The 918-nt window shown below is 35.1% G+C and carries 1 protein-coding gene; it reads left to right on the forward strand.

The window, feature by feature from the left end; genetic code table 11:
- Nucleotides 1–261 precede the first annotated feature (261 nt).
- Nucleotides 262–708: a hypothetical protein gene (locus tag DM84_RS05995; protein ID WP_250779089.1), complete on the forward strand. Its 447-nt coding sequence runs from the start codon at nt 262–264 to the stop codon at nt 706–708.
- Nucleotides 709–918 lie beyond the last annotated feature (210 nt).

Here is a 918-nt window from a genome sequence, read left to right on the forward strand (position 1 = left end):
ACCCTAAGTTTTTTGTCATTAACCTGCACAGATTGCGAAGATAAATAAATAGCTTTAGTTTCATTATAAGGGTGAAGGCGGAGGTTGTCAAGTCAGTTTTTTGTTTCTATTGGGTAGCTCTTTTCCACTGTTGTTTACCCGCTTTCTGTGTAGTGGAATTGGTATAAGGTCTTAGATATGCTAATTTTAATCTTTGTGTTATAAAATTGTTAATCATTTTATCCTATAATTAGCATAATAGTTATTTTTCAAAGGATTTTTATGACTTGTTACTCAATTTTACAACCATACAACGCCTATTGCCACAATATAGGTGAACCTCATTTCTCAGATTGTAAACCATTATACATATCTAATAAATTCGATAGTAGGCCTTACTTCGATAAGGACTGCTTAACCACGCAAAAATTTTGCCTTATAGGCGATTATCGCATTCCTAATTTACACACGTCTCTCAAACATCATCATACTCCATTTCAAGGTGATTATAACCCATATTTCAAGCATTATTGCAATCCATGTCACAGTAATCATTATGATGCCGCATGGTGCCACGCTCACGACTCTGGTAACACAGTAGTGCTGAATATACCACCGTATTGGACTGGAAGTGAAAGTGGAAAAACAGGAACTAGGATAATAGAAGTTGCAGGAACTGAAACACTACAAGATCATGTAGGAACAGTTACTACTACAGAACTAGTATAAATTTTTGTGGGTAATTGTAGCGAAGGTGATGAAAGACGTGAAAAGTACGTAGAGAGTCAAAAATGAGCGATATCATATTAAGATCACAAATAGCATTGACTTAATATGATAAATAGAGTATAAGACAAAAAGAAGGGATGTGCACTATGTACCTCTGTCTATTGGCTTATAACTTTGACAGCCCATTTGATGTATGGTCTTTCTTGCCTT

Source organism: Wolbachia pipientis (assembly GCF_023661085.1).
Classification (GTDB): domain Bacteria; phylum Pseudomonadota; class Alphaproteobacteria; order Rickettsiales; family Anaplasmataceae; genus Wolbachia.